Source organism: Caballeronia sp. LZ034LL (genome assembly GCF_031451215.1).
GTDB lineage: Bacteria > Pseudomonadota > Gammaproteobacteria > Burkholderiales > Burkholderiaceae > Caballeronia.
Genome location: NZ_JARUXR010000004.1, coordinates 731,225 through 750,713, shown reverse-complemented (window position 1 = coordinate 750,713; position 19,489 = coordinate 731,225). Strand labels below are relative to the sequence as shown.

The 19,489-nt window shown below is 63.9% G+C and carries 23 protein-coding genes; 9 read left to right on the top strand and 14 right to left on the bottom strand.

Features of this window, described 5'->3' with window-relative positions; translation table 11 throughout:
* Nucleotides 1-188: 188 nt before the first annotated feature.
* Nucleotides 189-545, top strand: a complete 357-nt coding sequence (locus tag QCE83_RS30815) for a hypothetical protein (protein ID WP_309820042.1) — start codon at nucleotides 189-191, stop codon at nucleotides 543-545.
* 29 nt (nucleotides 546-574) lie between these two features.
* Here the strand turns inward: QCE83_RS30815 and QCE83_RS30810 are convergent, their stop codons facing one another.
* Nucleotides 575-1,081: a hypothetical protein gene (locus QCE83_RS30810; RefSeq protein WP_309820041.1), complete on the bottom strand. Its 507-nt coding sequence runs from the start codon at nucleotides 1,079-1,081 to the stop codon at nucleotides 575-577.
* A 149-nt stretch (nucleotides 1,082-1,230) separates the two neighbouring features.
* Complete coding sequence (locus QCE83_RS30805) at nucleotides 1,231-1,926, bottom strand: response regulator transcription factor (protein WP_309820040.1); 696 nt, start codon at nucleotides 1,924-1,926, stop codon at nucleotides 1,231-1,233.
* Nucleotides 1,927-2,118: 192 nt separating this feature from the next.
* On the opposite strand from QCE83_RS30805, the gene QCE83_RS30800 reads away from it, so the two are divergent.
* A complete protein-coding gene (locus QCE83_RS30800; RefSeq protein WP_309820036.1) occupies nucleotides 2,119-2,571 on the top strand; it encodes a histidine kinase in 453 nt (150 codons plus the stop codon).
* Between the two features lie 109 nt (nucleotides 2,572-2,680).
* Here QCE83_RS30800 and QCE83_RS30795 read toward each other — a convergent pair whose 3' ends face one another.
* The 9 genes from QCE83_RS30795 to QCE83_RS30755 all read right to left on the bottom strand — a co-directional run bounded on the left by QCE83_RS30795 (nucleotide 2,681) and on the right by QCE83_RS30755 (nucleotide 11,134).
* Nucleotides 2,681-3,607, bottom strand: a complete 927-nt coding sequence (locus QCE83_RS30795) for an aldose epimerase (RefSeq protein ID WP_309821187.1) — start codon at nucleotides 3,605-3,607, stop codon at nucleotides 2,681-2,683.
* A 58-nt stretch (nucleotides 3,608-3,665) separates the two neighbouring features.
* Nucleotides 3,666-4,505: an ABC transporter permease gene (locus tag QCE83_RS30790; protein ID WP_309821186.1), complete on the bottom strand. Its 840-nt coding sequence runs from the start codon at nucleotides 4,503-4,505 to the stop codon at nucleotides 3,666-3,668.
* A 68-nt stretch (nucleotides 4,506-4,573) separates the two neighbouring features.
* Nucleotides 4,574-5,440: a sugar ABC transporter permease gene (locus tag QCE83_RS30785; RefSeq protein ID WP_309820034.1), complete on the bottom strand. Its 867-nt coding sequence runs from the start codon at nucleotides 5,438-5,440 to the stop codon at nucleotides 4,574-4,576.
* Nucleotides 5,437-6,513, bottom strand: a complete 1,077-nt coding sequence (locus QCE83_RS30780; protein WP_309820032.1) for an ABC transporter ATP-binding protein — start codon at nucleotides 6,511-6,513, stop codon at nucleotides 5,437-5,439. Before QCE83_RS30780 ends, QCE83_RS30785 begins: the two co-directional genes overlap by 4 nt.
* Before the next feature lie 90 nt (nucleotides 6,514-6,603).
* Entirely contained in the window at nucleotides 6,604-7,707 is a 1,104-nt protein-coding gene (locus QCE83_RS30775) for an ABC transporter substrate-binding protein (RefSeq protein WP_404986155.1), read from the bottom strand.
* 612 nt (nucleotides 7,708-8,319) lie between these two features.
* Nucleotides 8,320-9,012: a GntR family transcriptional regulator gene (locus QCE83_RS30770; protein WP_309820028.1), complete on the bottom strand. Its 693-nt coding sequence runs from the start codon at nucleotides 9,010-9,012 to the stop codon at nucleotides 8,320-8,322.
* A 224-nt stretch (nucleotides 9,013-9,236) separates the two neighbouring features.
* The gene (locus QCE83_RS30765; RefSeq protein ID WP_309820025.1) at nucleotides 9,237-10,073 is read right to left on the bottom strand and encodes a 3-keto-5-aminohexanoate cleavage protein; all 837 of its coding nucleotides are present in this window, start codon (nucleotides 10,071-10,073) and stop codon (nucleotides 9,237-9,239) included.
* 215 nt (nucleotides 10,074-10,288) lie between these two features.
* Nucleotides 10,289-10,570, bottom strand: coding sequence for a DUF3303 family protein (locus QCE83_RS30760; RefSeq protein ID WP_309820023.1), 282 nt, complete (start codon nucleotides 10,568-10,570; stop codon nucleotides 10,289-10,291).
* A 207-nt stretch (nucleotides 10,571-10,777) separates the two neighbouring features.
* Nucleotides 10,778-11,134, bottom strand: a complete 357-nt coding sequence (locus QCE83_RS30755) for a hypothetical protein (RefSeq protein ID WP_309820021.1) — start codon at nucleotides 11,132-11,134, stop codon at nucleotides 10,778-10,780.
* A 256-nt stretch (nucleotides 11,135-11,390) separates the two neighbouring features.
* On the opposite strand from QCE83_RS30755, the gene QCE83_RS30750 reads away from it, so the two are divergent.
* The 4 genes from QCE83_RS30750 (at nucleotide 11,391) to QCE83_RS30735 (ending at nucleotide 14,526) form a co-directional block, all read left to right on the top strand.
* Nucleotides 11,391-11,693, top strand: coding sequence for an EF-hand domain-containing protein (locus QCE83_RS30750; protein ID WP_309820019.1), 303 nt, complete (start codon nucleotides 11,391-11,393; stop codon nucleotides 11,691-11,693).
* Nucleotides 11,694-11,725: 32 nt separating this feature from the next.
* A complete protein-coding gene (locus QCE83_RS30745) occupies nucleotides 11,726-12,448 on the top strand; it encodes a response regulator (protein ID WP_309820018.1) in 723 nt (240 codons plus the stop codon).
* Nucleotides 12,445-13,773 (top strand): ATP-binding protein, encoded by a 1,329-nt coding sequence (locus tag QCE83_RS30740; RefSeq protein ID WP_309820017.1) that lies wholly within the window; start codon nucleotides 12,445-12,447, stop codon nucleotides 13,771-13,773. The genes QCE83_RS30745 and QCE83_RS30740 overlap by 4 nt, the downstream gene beginning before the upstream one ends.
* A 75-nt stretch (nucleotides 13,774-13,848) precedes the next feature.
* Complete coding sequence (locus tag QCE83_RS30735; RefSeq protein ID WP_309820015.1) at nucleotides 13,849-14,526, top strand: helix-turn-helix domain-containing protein; 678 nt, start codon at nucleotides 13,849-13,851, stop codon at nucleotides 14,524-14,526.
* Nucleotides 14,527-14,811: 285 nt separating this feature from the next.
* On the opposite strand, the gene QCE83_RS30730 is transcribed toward QCE83_RS30735, so the two are convergent.
* Nucleotides 14,812-15,060 (bottom strand): hypothetical protein, encoded by a 249-nt coding sequence (locus tag QCE83_RS30730; RefSeq protein WP_309820012.1) that lies wholly within the window; start codon nucleotides 15,058-15,060, stop codon nucleotides 14,812-14,814.
* Nucleotides 15,061-15,130: 70 nt separating this feature from the next.
* Between QCE83_RS30730 and QCE83_RS30725 the strand changes: the two genes are divergently transcribed.
* Complete coding sequence (locus QCE83_RS30725) at nucleotides 15,131-15,514, top strand: DUF3564 family protein (RefSeq protein WP_309820009.1); 384 nt, start codon at nucleotides 15,131-15,133, stop codon at nucleotides 15,512-15,514.
* Nucleotides 15,515-15,530: 16 nt separating this feature from the next.
* On the opposite strand, the gene QCE83_RS30720 is transcribed toward QCE83_RS30725, so the two are convergent.
* Nucleotides 15,531-15,722: a DUF2964 family protein gene (locus tag QCE83_RS30720; RefSeq protein ID WP_309820007.1), complete on the bottom strand. Its 192-nt coding sequence runs from the start codon at nucleotides 15,720-15,722 to the stop codon at nucleotides 15,531-15,533.
* Between the two features lie 321 nt (nucleotides 15,723-16,043).
* Here QCE83_RS30720 and QCE83_RS30715 point away from each other — a divergent pair, with 321 nt between their 5' ends.
* The gene (locus QCE83_RS30715) at nucleotides 16,044-16,469 is read left to right on the top strand and encodes a phasin family protein (protein ID WP_309820004.1); all 426 of its coding nucleotides are present in this window, start codon (nucleotides 16,044-16,046) and stop codon (nucleotides 16,467-16,469) included.
* A gap of 69 nt (nucleotides 16,470-16,538) precedes the next feature.
* Here the strand turns inward: QCE83_RS30715 and QCE83_RS30710 are convergent, their stop codons facing one another.
* On the bottom strand, nucleotides 16,539-18,758 hold the full coding sequence (locus QCE83_RS30710) for a protein kinase domain-containing protein (protein WP_309820002.1): 2,220 nt from the start codon (nucleotides 18,756-18,758) through the stop codon (nucleotides 16,539-16,541).
* Between the two features lie 479 nt (nucleotides 18,759-19,237).
* On the opposite strand from QCE83_RS30710, the gene QCE83_RS30705 reads away from it, so the two are divergent.
* Nucleotides 19,238-19,468 carry a hypothetical protein gene (locus QCE83_RS30705; protein ID WP_309820000.1) on the top strand — a complete coding sequence of 77 codons (231 nt, stop codon included), beginning with the start codon at nucleotides 19,238-19,240 and terminating at the stop codon, nucleotides 19,466-19,468.
* Nucleotides 19,469-19,489 lie beyond the last annotated feature (21 nt).

Below are 19,489 nucleotides of genomic sequence, written 5' to 3'. Positions count from 1 at the left end.
AACGGCGACGGTTGACCCGACTTGACGCATATTGGGAAAAGTACGGACTGTAAGGTTAGCAGCCGCTGCGGCGGCGCTTCTGTTATTACCGATTGTAATAACGGCTGCCGGTCGGAATGCAAAAAAGCCGCTAAGATCGGACCGGCCACGCGGCAACGCGGAAATGACTAGAAAAGGTATCGAATCATATGAAGAGAAAAGCAGCCCTCCTGTGCGCGGCCCTGAGCGCTTCCCTGCTGAGCGCGTGCGTCGCGACGGACGACAGCCTGCTCAGGACCGTGCCGATCGGCTCCGGCACGTCACAAAGCAAGCCTTACGAGTTCACCCGCTGCGTGAAGTCGGGTTGGACGTCGATCGGCGGGCGCGTGCGGGAATACTCGCCGGGCCCCGACACGCAGGCCATCTCGATTCCGAGCGGCGGTCCGACGAGTCAATCCGTGGTGTTGTTGATCGCGCAGGCATCGGCGAACAACACCGGCTACACGATCTATGGCGATATCGGCGTGGCGGGCCGCTATGTCGCGGCCACCCATACTTGCGACTGAGCCGCGAGTAAGTGCTCAGGCGCGGCGGCTCAGGAAGGCTTGCCGTCGCGCATGTCGACGCCCGCCAGATGGGTGCCGACCACCCGTCCGATCAGATAGCCGTCCGACGCGCACGCGTTGACGCGCTCCTTGCCATCCCACTGGATCTTGTATTGATCGTCCTGCGAGTGGATCGCGGAGGGATCGAACTTGCGCTTCGGCTTGCCGCCGTTGCGGGCGTCCTCGCCGACCATCCGGTTCCAGGTGAGTGCGTAACCGTAGCGGACGCCGTCGGCGAAGGCATCGTCGTCGCACACCTGGCTGGGGGTCTTCGTCTTGACCATCAGGTGGTAGCCGTCCGGGCTGCCGACCATGATGCGGCGCTCGCCCGGAGGCAGGGCCGGCGCGGGCGGCCGGACGGGCGTGCGCGCTGCCTGGACCGGCGCCGTGCCCGACGCGGGCGCGGCGGCATCCGTGCCGTCCTGCTGTGGAAGGGGCGCACATGCGCCGAGAATCAGCACCGCGCTCGCGGCAACCGCCGCGCCGGCACCTTGCATTGTCTTGAACGATAGCCTGCGAATCACCTGCGCTGAACCCGTCTCGAATTAGTCCGGGCTCTACCTTACCATCTCGCGATGAATTCCTCGGAACGTTCCTAAACGACGATGGGCCGCCTCCGAGGCGGCCCTGCGCGGCTGCGTCCGGATCAGGAGGCCGACGACGTATTGCTCATCGGCATTTCGATGCCGCGCCGCGCCATCTCGACAATCAGGAAGGTTCGCCGCGTCACGTGGAAGCGCGCGAGCAGATCGCTCGAATATTCCTTCGCGGTGTTTTCGCTGATGTTCATCTTGCGCGCGATCGCCTTGTTCGACAGCCCCTGCAGCAGATAGCGCAGTGTTTCGGTCAGGCGCGGCGGCAGGTCGAGCGACTCGACCGTCACGCTCGGATGCGGCGTAACCGGCCTCGGGCTGTGACCGCCCTTGCCGAGCACGGTGTTCGGCAGGTACACGCGGCCGTTCAGGATGGTCTTGAGCGCCTCGCGGAACACCCCGGCGCCCTGCTCGCTGCCCTTGGAAATGAATCCGCACGCGCCGTTCTTGATGCATTCAAGCACGGTGTCGCGGTCGTCCTGGGCGGACAGCATGATGGTCTGGACTTCGCGCTCTTCCTCGCGGATCCAGTTCAGCAGGTCCATGCCGGTGTCCTGGCCACGCAGATGGTAGTCGAGGAAGATGAGGTCGTAGGTATTGGCGGAAAGCTTGGCTTTCGCCTGTTCGAAACCGTCGGCCTCGTCGATTTCGAGCAAAGGCTCATTGGCCAGGATGAGACTTTTCATCGCGCTCCTGGTGAGCCCTTCGTCCTCAACTAGCAAAACTGTTTTGAAATAGCCATTTTCCATTGCGACGCTCCGAGAACGGTTCCGATCTTACGCGGGCCTTGGACGACTTCTACCCCCCTTTCGCAGGGATCCATCCGGCAGTCCCCCAAAATCTCTGAACTCCCCTTCCCGTGCCGGGTTGAGCGATAAGCACGGCCGGTCGAAACTGGCGGCATCGAATCAGCCATATCAAATAACGACCAGGAGGATGAGATGTCAAGCCGTCTAGCCCACAACGAGAGCGAGTTCGCGTTGTGGCGAATCAAGCGGGCCCGCACCAGCGACGCTTCACGCCGCGTGCTGATCGCCCACAAGGACAAGTCGATCGGCGATTCGCTCGCCGTGCAACTTCGGCTCAAAGGCTTGCAGGTCATCCATTCGCAGGATCTCAAATCCGTCCGCGCGCTGGTCGGCAGCTGGCAGCCGCACGCGCTGCTGCTCGACACGAGCCTCGACAGCGACTCCGGCTACGTCTTCCTGCGCACGCTCCAGATGGATTCGGAGATGACGGGCCGTCTGCTCGTCGCGATGAGCAACGTCTGGCCCGCCGATCCCGTGCAGATGCTCAAGGACGCCGGGTTCGACGCGCATTGCCGCCGGCCGTGCGCGACCTGGCGGATCGTCGATATGGTCGAAGCGTTCTTTTCAGCGCCGCTCAGGCGCTGATGTTTCGATGTTTGCAGGAGGTGTCGCATGAACCCGCTTGCTTGTCTTGTGGCTCGAGGCCTGTTGCCCGCGAATGCCTCGCGCGTGCGGACCTCGGTGGAAGCGCGCGTCAGGCGCCGTCGCCGTCGCATGGGGCCGGGGTCGCGCCGGTTGCCATCGCGAGCGACGCCCGTATTTCACTACCTGGCTCGATGACCGCCACACCCGTTCCGTCCACGCCGCGCGCCGCGAGATTGAAGCCGTCGCTGACGTGCGAAACCGGCTCGACGCACAGATAGCCCGCCCCCGCCGGACAATGCACGACGACGTGGCTCAATGCATCGCCGGCCATGAGGGCAAGCGTGCGGCCATGCGCGTAATGCAGCGTCGCGCGGCCGTCCCAGCCGCTGAGATAGCGCGTGTAGCCCTGCTTCTCGCGCGCGTGCTGGCGGGGCGGCGCCTCGTCGGCTACTCCGACCGCGATCTCTTCCTCATGGCGCCACAACGTGGCCGCGTCGACTTCCGCCTCCGTCGCGGCGAAATAAGGATGGAAACCCAGACCGACCGGCATCGGCTGCGACGAGCGGTTCAATACGCGCATCGACAGACGCGCGCCTTCGGACGTCGCCTCGATCAGCTGCACCGCTTCGAACGCCCACGGCCAGCCATGCTCGCCCGCGCGATGCACGAAGCGCAGCACGGCGCAATCCGGCTCGTGCAGTTCCACCTGCCACGCCGCGAACTGGCCGAAGCCATGCAGCGCGTGCGGCATGCCGGGGAACGTCGCCAGTTCGACGAGCGAACCGTCCGGCCCCGCGAAGCGCGCATCGCGCACCCGGTTGGAGAACGGCACGAGCGGATAGCTGCCGCCTTTCGGCCACGCGTCGCAGGGCCAGCTCGCCGCCGTCACCGGCGCGAGCCATTCCTGAACGCCGTCTGCATCGACGGTGGCGAAGCGCGTGATGCGCCCGCCGGCCTGCGGCGCGATCTCCAGCGTATGCGGCCCGCTGGAGATGACGAGCTTCGGCTCGGCCTCGAGTGTCACGACTTCACGCATGGTCGTCACGTTGCTGCTTCGTCAGGAAGAGAACGGCGCGCGTGGGTATCGGTCGCGGTCACTGTTTCTGTTCCTTCACGCGCGACACGAGCTGCGTCGGGCTCACGAACTGCAGCGCGATCAGCACCCAGACCATCGTGATCGCCATGTAGATCATCGCCATGGCGTCGATGGATTGCGGCGCGCGCACGCCCGTCGAGAACACCGCGTAGTACAGCGCGACCACCAGCGTCTGCGTGGTCGGTCCGGCGGTGAAGAAGGTGAGCTCGAACATGCCGATGGTGCGCACCAGCACCAGCAGCCCCGCCGCAAGCATGCCCGGCACGAGCAGCGGCAGCAGCACGTAACGAAAATAACGGAACGTGTTCGCACCAAAAATGCGTGCGGCCGATTCCAGATTCGGATCGATCTGCTCGATAAACGGCGTCATCACCAGAATCACGAACGGAAGCGCGGGCACCAGGTTCGCGAGAATCACGCCGGTCAACGTGCCCGCGAGATGGAACTTGTACATGACCGTGGCCATCGGAATGCCATAGGTCACGGGCGGCACCATCAGCGGCAGCAGGAACACGAGCATTGCGAAGCGCTTGCCTGGGAACTGCACGCGCGCCAGCGCGTACGCCGCCGGCACGCCGAGCACGATGGACAGCAGCACCACCGCGCCCACCACTTCGAGCGTCACGAGCAGCACGCTCGAGAGCTGGAAATCGCTCCATGCCTGCGCATACCAGTGCAACGTGAAGCCCTGCGGCAGCAGCGTGCCGAACCAGCGTGTCGCCACCGAGTTCACGGCGACGGTCGCGATCAGCAACAGCACATTGAGGAGGAAGAAGGCCATCGTCGCCCAGACGATGCCCTTCCACAGTCGGTCGCGGAGGCTCGTTTGCTGTTTCATCGCACGGGTGGTGCCCTGGGTCGGGGCGCCGGCTTGCCAGCCGGACGCCGCGTGGTTATCGGTTGTCATCAGCCCTTGCCTCCGGTCACCGGACCCGTATAGAAGAAACGGCGCGCGCCGAGCATGCCGCCCACCACGAGCAACTGCACGAAACCCATGACGATCGCGATGGTCGATGCCAGCGCATAGTCATAGCTTTCGAACGCGGCTTCCGACGCGGCGATGGAAATGACGCGCGTCGGCCCGGCCGGCGCGCCGAGCAACACCGCCGACGGAAACACCGAGAACGCCTGCACGAAGGAGAGGCACGCGGTCATCGTCAGGCCGGGCAGCAGCAACGGCAGGTAGACCTGGCGAAACTGCTGCCAGGGACTCGCGCCGAGTGTGGCGGCGGCGCGCGCGAGCGTCGGGTCGATGCCGGTCACGTAGGACAAGGTCAGCAGGAACGCGAACGGAAAGCCCGACACGATCAGCGAGATCAGCACGCCCCAGTAGTTATGCGTGAGGCGCACTTCATCGCCGTACAGGTGCAGCGCCTGCAAGGCCTGCGGAAACCAGCCATTGGGGCTGAAATAGGTGAGCATGCCGTCGGCGATCAGCACCGTGCCGAGCGTCACCGGCACGACCAGCAGCGTGGTCACGAACTTCTGCCACGGCGACGTGCGGCGCAACGCGAACGCCACCGGCACCGAGACGCCGACGTTGATGAGGGTCGCGGGCACGGCGAGCTTCAGCGTGACGATGATGGTCGGCCACATCGACGTGTCGGTGAAGAACGTGATGTAGTTGGCCCAGATGCTGCCGCCGTTCATCGGCTGGAACGACAGCATCAGGCCGTAGGCGAACGGATAGATGAACAGCGCGACGATGAAGAGCAGCGCCGGCGCAACCAGCCAGCCCTTCGGATCGCGCGGCTGGGCGGGCAGCGCGATCATTGCTCTGCTCCGTACACGAGGATCTTCGATGGCGCCACGCGCAGCGCGATGCGCTCGCCTTCCGAGCATTCGCCCGCGATGCGCGCCCACAGCTTGCCGAACGCCGTCTTCACGATGATGAGCGAATCGCGGCCGCCATACTCGACCACTTCCACGTGCGCTTCGAACGCGTTTTCAGTGCCGGGCGCCGCACGCTCCATGTCTTCGGGACGCAGCGCCACCGACACCTGCTTGCTGTCGAAGCCTTCCATCGGCGTGCCGAGCAGCTTCACGCCGTTTGCGTTCACGGCGACCGCTTCGCCCTGCGTGCCTTCGAGCGTGGCCGCGACGACATTGCGGAAGCCCATGAAGCGGGCGACATGCAGGTTCTTCGGTCGCGAATAGACTTCCTTCGGCGACGCCACCTGCTGCACTACGCCCTCCCTCATCACGACGATGCGATCCGCCATCGACAGCGCCTCGTCCTGATCGTGCGTCACGTAGAGCGTGGCGCGCTCCAGCTTGCCGTGAATGCGGCGGATTTCCGCACGCATCTCGATGCGCAGCTTGGTGTCGAGGTTCGAGAGCGGCTCGTCCATCAGCACGAGCGGCGGCTCGATGACGATCGCGCGGGCAATGGCCACGCGCTGCTGCTGGCCGCCGGAGAGCTGGCCGGGCAGCTTGGCGTCGTGGCCGGTCAGCTGCACGAGTTGCAGCGCGGCTTTTGCGCGCTTGGTTGCTTCCGCTTTCGGCACGCCGCGCATCTTGAGGCCGAAGCCGACGTTGTCGAGCACCGACATATGCGGGAACAGCGCGTAGTTCTGGAAGACCATGCCGAAGCCGCGCTTCTCGGGCGGCAGCACGTCGATACGTTTGTCATCGAGCCAGATGCCGCCGCCCGTCAGCGGCTGCAGGCCGGCGATGCAGTTGAGCGCGGTCGACTTGCCGCAACCCGATGGCCCCAGCAGCGCGATGAACTCTCCGCGCTGAATGTTCAGATCGAGGCCTTTCAGTGCGGCGAGCTGTTGCCCTTCCGCGTTGGTGAAGCTGCGCGAGACCGAGTCGAGGCGCAGTTGCTCAAAGGTGTGCTTCATGACGAATTCCTGCGCGCGGATGAGCGCGTGTCTTGTGCAGGCGGCGACGCTCCTTGCGAGGAACGTCGCCGCATCGGGGCCGCCGTGGGCTTACTTCGTCTTCGCCGCGCCGATCTCGCGATCCCATTTCTGGAAGGCGGCGACCATCGCCTGGGCATTCAGCGGCACGACGTGCGGACGGTCCGCAAGCAGCTTCGCGTACTCGGGACGGCCGAACTTCTGGATCACTTCCTGGCTCTTCGCCGGGGCCATCGAGAGCGGCACGTCCTTCACCGCCGGGCCCGGATAGAAGTAGCCATCGTCGTAGGTCAGGGCCTGCTGCGCGGGCTCCAGCATGAAGTTCATCAGCTTGTAGAGCACGTCGAGCTTTTCCTTCGGCACGCCCTTCGGAATGACCATGTAGTGGGCGTCGTTGACCCAGGTCATGTTGTCGAATGCGCCGACCTTGAATTCCGCGGGCACGATGCCGAGCGCGCGCGGGTTGATGTCCCAGCCCGTCACGGTCACCGTCATGTCGCGCGTGCCTTCGCCGAGTTCCTTCATCACGGCCGACGTGCCGCCCGGATAGTAAGGCACGCAGTCGTTGAGCTGCTTGAGGAACGCCCAGGTCTTGTCCCAGCCGTTGATCGGGTCCATCGGGTCCTTGTCCCCGAGCACGTACGGCAGGCCCATCAGGAAGGTGCGGCCCGGGCCAGAGTTGGCCGGACGCGCATAGATGAGCTTGTTCGGATGCGCCTTGCACCACGCGAGCAACTGATCCGGGGTCTTGGGGACGTCGGTAACCTTGGCCGGGTTATATTCGAGCAGCGGACCCGCGGGCATGTAGGTCACTTCGAGGCCGTAGCCTTGCGCGATGTCCTGCATCTTGCGCGGACCGGGCGCGTACTTGTCGAGCACGCCGGGGAATGCCTTCGATTGATCCGGCAGGAGCTTCTCCCACAGGCCCTGCTGGATGCCGGCCGCGAGCGCGTCAGTGCCGGTCACGACGAGGTCGATGTCCGAGCGCCCTGCCGCCTGCATCGCCTTGATCTTGCCGGGCAGCTGCGGCGCCGGGGCATTGGTGAAGGTGATGCTGGAAACCAGGTCGGGATACTTGGCCTTGAAAGCCTCGAAGCCCTTTTGCGTCAGTTGCAGATTGCCTGCGACGTCCACGATGTTGATCGACACGGGATCGGCCGCCTGCGCCGCACTCATGCCGAAGGCCGCGCCGACGGCGATGCACACCGCCGCCAGCTTCACTGACAGTCCTGCCTTGAAAACCATGTTGTCGTCTCCTCACTTCGCTCGCAACCACGGGTCGGGAAGGGGTCGGTCGCGTCATCGACATCGCTTGCCGCGCGAGCGCCGCCCCGTTTGTGACTCTTTCTCTGTGCTGCGTGTTTTTTAAGTCGGGCTTGTCTGGTTGTTTGTTTCTGCGCGCATCCTGATTGCCTCTGGAAGCTGAAAAATAGCTAACGGGGTTATAGGATGTCAAGCAAATTGGCTTGCGCTGGCGTGTTACCTAAACCTTGAGAGGTATCGTTTTCTTAAGCTGATAGCGGCTTGCGGCCGTATCTTGGGAGATACCCGAAGCCGGCGTTTTCTCGACGGTTTAACCGCTTGCCAAGGATGTTTCCTTGAGCGTTTCCGCGAGTTTCCTTCAGCGCTGCAAGCCGTCTGTTGCGCCTCCGGTGCCGGGAGCGGGACTCCTCAATGCGGGCTGGCGGCTGCTTTAGCCAGGAAGCGGATACCTTTCGTTTTTAGCGATAAGTTGTCAGGCAACTTTAGCGGCTTAGGCGAGTCTATAAGGTTGTATGACAACGTTCGTCAAGCGCCGAACATGCGCTCCATCGACTTCCGGAGATGAGCGTCCATGGCAGCTGCCGCTTTAGCGCCTTCATGGCCTTCGATCGCCTCGAGCACCTCCAGGAGTTCCTGCTGCGCTAGCCGCTGACGTACCAGCGCATGGAGCGGCGACAGCGTCTGCGACAGGTTCGAAGTAAAGACAATCTGCTCTTCGATCAAGGACAGCATCGTGACGAAGAACGGGTTTCTCGATGTCCGCGCCACGGCGAGACGGAATGCAAAATCATCTTGGGCATCGATGCCCTCTTGCGCCTCGACGGTAGTAGCCATGCGGTCCCAGGCGAGCCTGAGCGCGAGCAAATCCGAGTCCTCGGCCTTGTCCGCGGCCAGTTCGGCTGCGCCGGTCTCCATCACGAGACGAAATTCGTAGCAGCGTCGGATGTCGGACAACGTTTCTACCGGTGCAAAGCGCCGTGCGTCCGGATCAGGCCGACGCCCGACCACGGTGCCCGAACCGCGCCGCGTCACGATGATGCCGTCGGCGCGCAGGCGGGCAAGCGCCTCGCGCACCGTGGGGCGCGAGGTGGCGAAACGTTCCGCGAGCGCGTGCTCGGTCAGCAGCCGGTCGCCTTCCTTGAATTCGCCTTCGACGATGCGGTTGAGAATGTCGCTGTAGATCCGGTCGGCGAGACCGGCTGCCTTGCGCTCGTTCATGTTCTCGCGAGGGCCCGCTTGTCAGGGAGGAGCACCGATTGTAAGGCAGATTTTTTCCGAATCGGCGGCTGAGTGGCGGCTGAGCGGCGGCTGAGCGGCGGTTGGGTTTTGAATCAAGAATGCAAAATGCCTGATGCAAACGGGCGTCGGCGTTACGTCAAAACAGAAAGGGCGCGCCCCGATTGCCCGGCGGCGCGCCCTTCGTGACTTGCGGTTTTCCTTGTCTAGAGCGACAGCAGTCTGCGCGCTTCCTTCGCGGTCGCTACCGGCCGGCCATACTCCGCGCATAGCGAAGCCACCCGGCTGACCAGTTGCGCATTGCTCTTGGCGAGCGTGTCCTTGTCCCAGCGCACGTTGTCTTCGAGGCCCGTACGGCAGTGGCCGCCCATTTCGAGCGTCCAGTGGTTCACTTCGAGTTGATGACGCCCGATACCTGCCGCAGTCCAGGTGGCATCGGGGAGATTTTTGCGCAACTGCTCGACTTCGAACTCCAGGATCTCGCGCCGCGCGGGCAATGCATTCTTTACGCCAAGTACGAACTGCACATGCACCGGCGACTTCAGCAGGCCCTGGTTCACCAGGTCGACGGTGCTATACAGCATCGCCAGATCGAAGATCTCGATCTCGGGCTTCACGTGATGGTCGAGCATGGTTTGCGCAAGCGAGCGCACGAAGTCCGGCGGATTCTCGTAGACGATAGTCGGAAAATTCACTGAACCCGTGGCGAGCGACGCCATGTCGGGCTTCAGATCCAGCATCGCGCCCCGCTGCTCGAACGAACGGCCGCGTCCGCCCGTCGAGAACTGGATGATGATGTCCGGACAGTGCTTGCGGATGCCCTCCTGCAATTCCGCAAAGCGGTGCCGGTCCGAACTGGAGCGTTCGTCCTCGTCGCGCACATGCAGATGCACGAGCGTCGCACCCGCATCGTAGGCTTCGTGCGTGCTTTCGATCTGCTCGGCAATCGTGATGGGCACGGCGGGATTGTCTTTCTTGCGCGGCACCGATCCGGTAATCGCGACGGAAATCACGCAAGGTTCCTGGGTCTTTGCTTCAGTCACGCTTCGCTCCTATGCGGCAGTATCGTCAGACGGAGCATGCAGTGGCGCAGCGCCATCCCAAATTAACTATCTAGTACGTTTGTGAATGCTGAGGCATGGCTTGCCGCGCTGCAAGCCACAAAAACCCTTAGATCGCCCACTGCCGCCGCTTGCAAACGACCGTTCGTTGTCCGGTCCGAATCACGCCCGCACGTACGCCCACACGCGCGGCCTCGTTATTGTTTCTGGGCGTGTTCGGCGAGCATCCTGCCGACCTGCTCGTCGGTGATTGCCGGCTTAATGTCGAACATGAAGATGTCGGCCCATTCGAGCGCCCAGCGGGCCAGCGGTTCGACGTCGTCGCATTCGCATACGGCGATACCCCAGATCGAACCGATTGCATGCCATCGTCCAATCAGATGGATGCCGTCCGGCGGCGCCCCGCGCGTCTGCAGGAATCGCTCGGCCGCCTGTCTTTCCACTTCGGGCTGCGCCGTCCAGTTGACGATGAATAGCATGGCTCGATCCTCCTGGTGGAACACCGCAACGCGAATGCAGGGCGCCGTCCACGCGGCTGCATCGGCGCGCGCACGATGCGCTCAATCCAGTATAGGAGGCGGCCGACAAGAAAAGCGTGAAACGCATTTTGCGTATTGCATTACGCATTCAGCACGCCTCGGATGCACTATGCTCTTGCCACCTGTTGCGTCGAAGAGAAGAAGCGCTCAGGGCAGCACGACAACGGGCACCCTTACCACGGGCTGAGCGTAAGTCACCCGGACCGCGGGCGTCACCGCGTAGACCGGCACCGGGAGCGGAGCGACGACGACCGGCGGTCGCGGGGGCGGCGGCGCAACGACCGCGACCGGAACAGTTACCGGCGCAACCATCACGGTGCGCGCGGGCACGTAGTAGTACGGGGGCCGCGGCGGCGGTGCGTAGTAGTACACCGGTCGCGGCGCTGCGATGACGACCGCGGGCGCCACATAGGAAACCTGTACGCTCGTACCGGCCATTGCGGTCCTGGCGCAAGTCAGGGTGATGGCAGCCACGGCGGAAACACTCAGCAAGCGAAAGTTCATGATGATGGTCCTCATGCACGTCAGACGTTGGGAACAGCCGAGCAAGGGAAGCGTCGGCCGGCGATGAGAACGATAGCGAAGCGTCGCGTGAAGCGTGAGCGATGACTTGTGTCAGCGCGTGTCATCGTCTGCCATGCCGCGCACATGACATTCGGCGACATGATTCAAGGCGCGCTCGGGATTGCGCTTGCAACGCGGCTCAATAGAATGAGCCTCACCTGTCTTGCTCATTCGCATCCGAATCAAGGAGAGACACATGCGAAAGATCCTTGCCGCCGTTGCTGCCTGCCTCGTGTGCGTCGCTTCGGCCCCGGCCTTCGCGCAGACCGCCACGCAGCCGATGGGCGCAAGCCCGCACGTCGAACGTGCGCTTGGCCAGTTGCAGACCCGCTTCTCGAACGCCAACACCACGCGCGATGGCAAACTCACCCGCGAACAGGCCGCCAGCGGCATGCCGATGGTGGCGAAGCATTTCGACGAGATCGATACGCAGAAGAACGGTTTCGTCACCCTGCCGCAGATCGAGGCGTTCATGCGCGCCCATGCCGCGCAACGCTGACCGCTGAAGACTGAACGCCCCGGAGCCCGCCCATGGACGCCCTGCCGAAGATCATCGTGCTCGACGACGAAGCCGAGTTACGCAACATGCTGCAGCGCTTTTTGAGCTCGCAGGGATTCGAAGTGCGGGTCGTCGAGAACGGCAAGCGGCTCGACCGCTATCTCCAGCGCGAGCCCTACGACCTGCTCGTGCTCGACTGGATGATGGAGCCGGAAGACGGACTCTCCGTGTGCAAGCGTCTGCGTGCCGAAGGCCAGACGCTGCCGATCCTCATGCTCACGGCCAAGGGCGATCCCGTCGACAAGGTCGTCGGCCTCGAGACCGGTGCGGACGACTATCTCGCCAAGCCGTTCCTGCCGCAGGAACTCGTCGCACGAGTGCGCGCGCTGCTGCGCCGCCAGAAGATCGCCGCCGGCGATCCGACGCACACGCGGCAAGTCATCCGCTTCGGTGAATTTCGCCTCGATCTCGCGCGCCAGATGCTCTTCAGGAATGGCGAGCCGTTCGAGATCCATTCCGCACAGATGCAGTTGCTGAACGCGCTCGGTTCGTCGCCGAATCGCGGGGTGAGCCGCGACAATCTCATCGCGCGCACGCGAGGCCGCGATCACGATGCGCTCGATCGCAGCATCGACGTGCAGGTGTTGCGGCTGCGGCAACTCGTCGAGGAAGATCCGGGCAAGCCGCGCTTCATCAAGACCGTGTGGGGCGTCGGCTACATGCTGCTCGCCGAAGTCGAGGCGGATGCGCCGTGAAGCTCGCGCCGCGCTCGCTCTTCGCGCGCAACGTGCTGTTGCTCGTCGCGCTGGTCGCGGTGAGCCAGGTCTGCGCCATCGCCGTGCTGCTGCACTTCATCCAGACGCCGCGCATCGAGCGGGCGGCCTCTGCATTCGCGAGTTACATCGTCACCCTCGATACGCTGCTCAAGAGCACCCCACCCGATGCCGCGCGAACCGTCACGTCGCATCTCGACATGCGCGCCGAATTGCCCGCGGGCGCTGCGCCCTTCACGCCTGAGTCGCGCCTGCATTTCTATGAAACCTATCAGCGACGGACCTTTGTCGAGAGCCTGCGGCATCATCTGCCCGCCGATCTGCTGGTGCGCTGGCAAAGCGGCGATACGAGCGATGACGGTCAGCAGCGCCTGTGGATCCGCGCGCATCTGTCGAACGAGCCGCGCTGGATTGCGTTGCCGGTTCCCGAAGCAGCCCATGGCGACGGCATCGCCACGGCCCTGCTGCTCTCGCTCGGACTGGGCGCGCTCGCCACCGGCACGGCGTATGTGATCCAGCGGCACCTGAATCGCCCGCTCGCGCATCTCGCCGATGCAGCGCGCCGCGTCTCCGCGGGCGGCGATCCGGGCGTCCTGCCGAACGATGGCCCGACCGAAATCGCGGAAGTCAGCGACGCCTTCAATCGCATGACGGCTGCGTTACGGGATGCCGATGCGACGCGCGCGCTGATGCTCGCCGGCATTTCACATGACATCCGCACGCCGATGACGAAGCTGCGTCTCGCGATGGCCATGTCGTCGGTGCCTTCGACGGACGCGTCGTTCGCGGCATCGGCGGAAGGCTATCTCGAGACCATCGACACGATCCTGCAGCAGTTCATGGACTATGCCGGAAGCGGCGCGAAGGAAGCGCCGGTCGTTGGCGATCTCAATGCGCTGATCGCGAATCTCGCCGCCGATTTTGCAGGCCTTGGTCACGAGTTCACGCTGGAGCTAGGCGACGTGCAGCCCTTCGCGTTCCGTCCCATCAGCATGATGCGCATGTTGATGAACGTCATGCAGAATGCGGTCCTTTACGGCGTAGTGGGACTGGAGGCTCGCACCTGGACCGACACGCGGACACGGAGCGTGTGCGTCGTGATTGCCGATCGCGGCAAGGGACTGGCCGGGCAGGATCCCGACGCGCTCAAGCAGCCGTTCAGGCGCGGCGGCGGCGAAGGCCAGCCGAAAGGCACGGGGCTCGGCCTCGCGATCGTCGAGCGCATTGCCAGGCTGCATGGCGGCACGCTCGAACTACGCCCGCGCGAGGGTGGCGGCGCCGAAGTACGCATCGTGCTGCCGCTTTGACGCGTACGTCATCAGCGGCGGGTTGTCCTTTCCGCGATCCGTGAACCATACTGCAATCAGCAGGAGGATCGCGCCATGGAACCCTCGCTTCACCGCAACGCAGCAGTGACGCTTCACGTCCGCTTCGCCGACGCGGATGCCATTCCATTTCCCACCCGCAGCCTCGAACGAGGCGCCGCGCTCTACACCACGGGCGAGCAGCTGCGCTCGCTCTATACCGTGCAGCGCGGCTGCTTCAAGAGCGTCGCAACCTTTCCGGCGAACGATCTGGCCAGCGCGCCTCATACCCAGGTCACCGGCTTCCATCTGCCGGACGAAACGCTCGGCCTCGACGGCATCTGCACGGGACGACATGAAAGCGACGCCATCGCACTCGAGAACAGCGTGGTGCGCATCATGCCGGTGGGCATCCTCGAACCGCTGTGCCGGGAATATGCGGCCATGCAGCACGAGCTGCTCGCGATCATGAGCGCCGAGATCGTGCGCGCCTCGCGCCTCGCGCTGATGCTGGGCACGATGCCCGCGCGCGAGCGCGTGGCGGCGTTCCTGCTGGACCTGTCGGAGCGGCTCGACGCCCCCGCTCCGCCGGCCGATCTGCTGCTGCCGATGACACGCGGCGATATCGGCAGCTATCTCGGTCTTGAACTGGAAACGGTGAGCCGAACGCTGTCGAAGCTGCAGCGTGAAGGCGTGATCGGGCTCAACGGCAGGCAGTTGCATATTGTCGATCGCATGAGGCTGGAACGTCTTTGACCGACGCTCGGTTCTTTGCATGATGCATTTTGAATTCATTGTTGCACCGCACACGACACGGGCGCTGCCATGCGCATCCTGGGTCGTGTGTCGCAACCCGCTGGGGCGTTCATCGTCCGGACTGGTGCAACACGCACACCCGGCGGGCGGATTCGCGCACAACCGCTGGCGCCCTTGCTGCGTGCATGACGGGGTTGCGCCTCGGGTGCCTGCGGCGAAATGCCTACCGAATGCCGTCATATTGGCGAGCTAGACTGAAATTGATGGGCCGATACTCTCGTGACGTTATCCGAAGCAAATCGGCATCGGACTTGCTTGAGCCATCATCGCTTTGCTCTGCTGCAATGCGCAAACGCTGTCGATAGAGGCTCCCTTTCCGAACGTCGCGCCGATGAAACTTGTCCATGCGGCGCCATTAAACTTATTGGCCTTATGCCGTTCGAAACCGACATTGCTGCACTCGGCTCGCAAGGCCCGAACCAATACGCGCGGCGCAACGCCTGAAGCAAGCTGCTTCGAAACGCCGCCTTTCATTCGACGACGCTCATGTCCGGCGTAGGTGCGCCGAGCGTCCGGTCCATCGATTCGTATCATGGAGGATGACATGCGTATCACCGTGAAGCTGGATGGTTTCGAAGGCGCTCAATCCGCGGCGTACGCCATTCTGTGGCTCGACAAGGAGACACGCCGCTGGTCACGCGAGGGTCATCAGTCGGTCGAGGTCCCTGACTGGGGCGGACTGCGCGCGGGGACGAACGGAACGATGATCTGCGGCCAGCACATCGAGCAGCCGATCTGCGTGCTGGAACGTCTTGATTTCGATGCGCCCGGCGGCCCGTGTGAAGGCCTCGCCGGACGCGTGCTGTGGTATGCCGATGGCGCCGATGGCTCCAACCCTCAAAGCACCGGGCGCTGGCATGTGCAGTGCATCGACCGCGAACAGATCCAGGCCGAGCATGGCGTGTTCGCGGGAGGCGAAGACCGCTAGTCCCCGCGCGGAAGGGTCAGGGATCGTCGCCCGGCAAAGGCGTCAGCATCACGACAAACGACGCCGCCCCGAGCAGAATCGCGAGCACGCCGTACCAGGTCACGGCGGTCTCGTCGAACAGCAGCCCGCGCAACGCTGCATGGATCCCGCCCAAGGTCACGAACACCGCCCCCAGCGCTGCAACGATTCGTCCTTCGCCCTTGATCATGATGCGCTCCCGCATGCCCGCGCGGTGGGAGCGTCATCTGCCTGTGAAGCGCTCGCGACCGCCGGCCACCCTGTTTTCATGGTCGTTGAGGCCGAGCGGCGCAGGTTGACCTGCATCAAGCGGACATCGAAGCGAATGCGGCCGTCCTCGTCGCCCACATGGCGTTTTCCCTTGCCCCAAGATCGGCCTTTAAATTGGTAGTATCAGGTGCCGGCGGCGCCTCGGCCTGGGGACGCACGCAAGGTGAGACAGCCCGGTCATCCGCGCTCTTCATGCAGTCGGACAGCGGAATCCGCGCTCGACCGAACGAATCTGGGAGACATGATGAATCAAAATTTCAGCGATCCGTTCAGCCAGTTTGCCGCCATGTTCCAGCAATACCAGTTGCCGGGATTCGATGTCGCCGCGATCATGGAATCGCGCCGCAAGGACGTCGAGGCACTCGCGGCAACGAACCGCGTTGCATTCGGCGGCATCGAAGCGTTGCGCGACAAGCAGCTTGAAATCCTGCGCCGCACCTTGAGCGATCTGGAAGGCATCGCCAAGCAGTTCGCTCATACCTCGGCGCAACCGCCCTTCAACGCCAACGAGGTCGTCCAGCGCGCCTTGCACAACGCACTCGCCGACATGCAGGACATCGCGCGCACGACTCAGCAGACCCAGGCCGAAGCCTACGCGCTCGTCAGCAAGCGGATGGAAGATGCGCTGAAGGAATTGAAGTCATCGATGGAGAAGCCTCAAAGCTAAGGCGCTCCCCCGCGGTTCCGTTCATCTTGTCTTCGAGTCCACGCGGACGGAACCCGCTTCGACATCCCGTTACTGCTTCGCCTGCGTCGTGATCTGGAACATGTCGACGGCCACCTTGTCGCGTCCATACTTGCTCGCCAGCGCCGCCAGGCGTTTCTCGACTGCACGCAGATAGTCGGTCTTCGCTTCGCTGTCGGGACGCGGTGCATCGAAGAGCGGCGCGGGCGCGAGCATCAACACGATCATCTCTGAACCGAACGGCTTGCCGACGATCCAGTCGCCCATCGAGCCGATCGTCGCCGTGTAGTTCGTCGGCGCCTGTTTGTCGGGCGAGCGCTTGTTCGGCAGCAGATGCACGACGCTGCCGTCGAGCGTGAAGTAATCGACGTTGACGCTCGAATCGAAGCCGGGCGTCATCAGATCGACGATCAGCGGCTGCCCTTCGGTGAGCCGGGTCGCCTGCGAACGCGTATGCACCGAGGCCGGCCGTCCCGACTGACGATTCGCCGACCAGTACGGCGCGAATACCTTGAGCAGATCGCACTTGTCATCCGCAACCTGCTGCACGCCGAAATTGGTGGTCTTCACACCGGGCACGCGTCCGAGCGTGTCCTTGAGCCGCGCGAGGCCGTAACGCTGCGAAACGAAGCCCTGCACGTCGACGGTCTGGTCATGCACCGAGGCCACCAGCGCCGAGCACGGCACGCTTGCCAGCACGGGAGTGACCGCTGCCATCGTGAGCACCGGCGCTGGCGGCGCCGGCAGGACGGGCGTGATCGCCACCTGCGAACCGCCTGACGGCGGCGCAGCGGGTGCAGTGCGCGCGACGGGCGGCGGCGGTGCATCGCGAGCTGCTTCGTGAGGCGCTTCCTGAGGCGCTTCCGTCACGCCCTTGCTGCGCTCGTAGTAGTAAGACCCGCCGCCGGCAATCAACAGCGCGGCCACTGCCGCCGCGCCGATCGCCAGTTTCGGCGCACCGCCCTGCTTGTTCTTGCGCGCTGCCGCAGTGGCAGGCTGCGGATCGCTGATGTCCTCCAGCAACTGCGCGACGCTCGGCGTGCGCGCTTCGCGTTCAAAAGCCAGCGCCGCCTTCAACGCTTTCCATTGCTTGTTGCCGAGATGCTCCGGACGCTGCGGCTTCATGCCGGCGGCTTTGGCCTGTTGCGCGGGCACGCGGTCGAACGGATGCTTTCCTGTCAGCAGCTCATAGGTGATGCAGCCGAGCGCATAGACATCGTCGCGCGGGTCCGGCTCGCGATGTTCCAGCATTTCCGGACTCGCGTATGCCGGCGTCAGCGCGCCGAGGCTGCCCGGATCGAAGACGGTTGCCTCGCTCTCTTCCTCGGGCCGCTGGATCACGCGCGAAATGCCGAAGTCGATGACCTTCACTTCCGAGGTATCCAGCAGGAACACGTTGGCCGGCTTGAAATCGCAATGAACGAAGCCGCGCTCATGCGCATAAGCGAGCGCGTTGGCCATGCCCTTGAAGATGGGAAACACCTCGGCGAACGGCATGCCCTTGAAGTTCGGATTCCGCAGCAGGCGCGAGAGGGGCTGTCCGGAGAGATATTCCATCGTCAGATAGACGACCGGGCCGTCGCGGTCGAAGTCATACACGGTGACGATGTTGCGATGCGCCAGTTGTTGCGCCTTGCGGGCTTCGCGCTGCAGGGCAATCAGCGACTTCGGATTGCCGCGGAACTGCAGGTTGAGCACCTTGATCGCGACGTACGGGCGACGATCCGATGCTTCGAGCTTGCGCAGATCCAGCGCCTTGTAGACGGTGCCCATGCCGCCGATGCCGAGGCACTCCTCCAGCACGAAGCGGCTGTTGAGCGTGTCGCCGACGCCTTTCATGCGCTGGTCGTGGTCGGTTCTTATCTGCGTCGCCTGGCCGAAGGTACCCCCAGTGCCGCTGGTCCCGCTCGTTCCACTCGTCGCGCCCGTTCCGCCTGAGCTGCTGCTCGGATCACGCTCGGGCAGCGACGGCGGCATGGGTGGTGGAGCGAAGCTCGTGGTGGTCTGCAGACGCGTCTCGTCGCTGCCGACGGGGCCGGTGTCCGAGTCGAGCTCGGGACGAATGCGCGCCGCATGGTCGACACGGCGCCGGATGGCCGCGTAGACATCCGGGGGCAGAGGCTTGACCGCGTGCTCCTCGTCGAGGATCTCCATGAGTTGCTTTGGCGCGGATTGCTCGGTCGCAAGGGCGCCGTCAACCCGGGCAAAGAACTCGTCGCGCGACGCGCTGTTGCTCTGAAAAGTACGTATCGCTTGCGCAAAACTTGTCATCTGTGCGACGCGACGCGGCTCCTGTTCGATCGACCAAGTCCACTTGTCGTAACAAATACTTCATGCTGGTTCGATACTAGACTTCGCATGCGCCTTAAGCAAATGACGTTTTCGATTCTGCGCGGCATCGCGCACATGTCGTTCGGATACCGACACATTTCGCTCAAGTGTTGGCTGACGCACGACGAGCGCTGTGGCGCGGTAGGATTTTGGCGCCTTCAATATTGCGTGCAACGCCCGCTGCACGGACCTCGGACCCTCCGATGCACCGATCACTCAGTTTCTGGCACGCCTTTCGCATCACTCGGCGCGAGCGATCAGGCGCCGTCAGTCAGGGCGGAAGGTTCAGACCTTCTGCCCCGCAGGCGTTGGCGCGGTTTTTTGTCTTTTGCATGCAAAGAGCCAGGCAGTGCCATGCCTTGAAGCCGACCCGCCTGAAGCGCGGCACACCGGCTCACGAACCCACGGAGGAACGCATCATGGCCGTCATCAAAATCAAGGATCTCGCCGACAGCGTCGAACTCGACCGGCAGGCGATGCATACCATCGTCGGCGGTGCGCGAGAAGGGCTCAAGCCATCGTTCCGTATCCGGACCGCGGCGAACCCGAATCGCGTCGTCGACTATCCGGGCGTGCCAGTGAGAGACGTGCCGATGCAGCCGCCCGGCCCGTTCAAGACGAAGATCGTCAGGAAGAAAGAAGAAGAGTGACGCCGCAGCGGGCGCGAGCGC